This window comes from Streptomyces chilikensis (genome assembly GCF_001642695.1).
Classification (GTDB): Bacteria; Actinomycetota; Actinomycetes; order Streptomycetales; family Streptomycetaceae; genus Streptomyces; species Streptomyces chilikensis.
The window spans coordinates 1-724 of sequence record NZ_LWCC02000053.1 but is presented as its reverse complement, the minus strand read 5'-3'; the positions used below and the strand labels follow the sequence as shown (position 1 = coordinate 724).

1 protein-coding gene is annotated in these 724 nt (G+C 68.2%); it reads right to left on the bottom strand.

The features are described from left to right. Positions 1-724, bottom strand: a 724-nt coding sequence (locus tag A2U95_RS21915) for an acyl-CoA carboxylase subunit beta (RefSeq protein WP_277350963.1), incomplete at both ends; no start/stop codon positions are given.

The window sequence follows — 724 nt, the reverse complement described above, 5'->3', positions numbered from 1 at the left end:
ACTGGGGCGGGTTGCCGTGTTTGCGGGACGGCAGGTCTGCGTGTTTGGTGCGGAGCATGGCGAGGGAGGTGATGAGGACCTCGCGGGTCTCGGCGGGGTCGATGACGTCGTCGACGAGTCCCCGTTCCGCGGCGTAGTACGGGTGCATGAGCTCGTTCTTGTATTCCTGGACCATCTTGCGGCGCATGGCCTCGGGGTCGTCGGCCTGGGCGATCTGGCGGCGGAAGATGACGCCGGCGGCGCCCTCGGCGCCCATGACGGCGATCTCGTTGGTGGGCCAGGCGTAGGTGAGGTCGGCGCCGATGGACTGGGAGTCCATGACGATGTAGGCGCCGCCGTAGGCCTTGCGCAGGATCAGGGAGATCCGCGGGACGGTGGCGTTGCAGTAGGCGTAGAGGAGTTTGGCGCCGTGGCGGATGATGCCGCCGTGTTCCTGGTCGACGCCGGGCAGGAAGCCGGGCACGTCGAGGAAGGTGAGGATGGGGATGTTGAAGGCGTCGCACATCTGCACGAAGCGGGCGGCCTTCTCGCTGGCCTCGATGTCCAGGACGCCGGCCAGGACCTGGGGCTGGTTGGCGACGATGCCCACCACCTGGCCGTCGAGCCGGCCGAGCGCGCAGATGATGTTGCGGGCCCAGCGCTCGTGGACCTCGAGGTGGTCGCCGTCGTCGAGGATCTCCTCGATGACCTTCGTCATGTCGTAGGGGCGGTTGCCGTCGGCGGG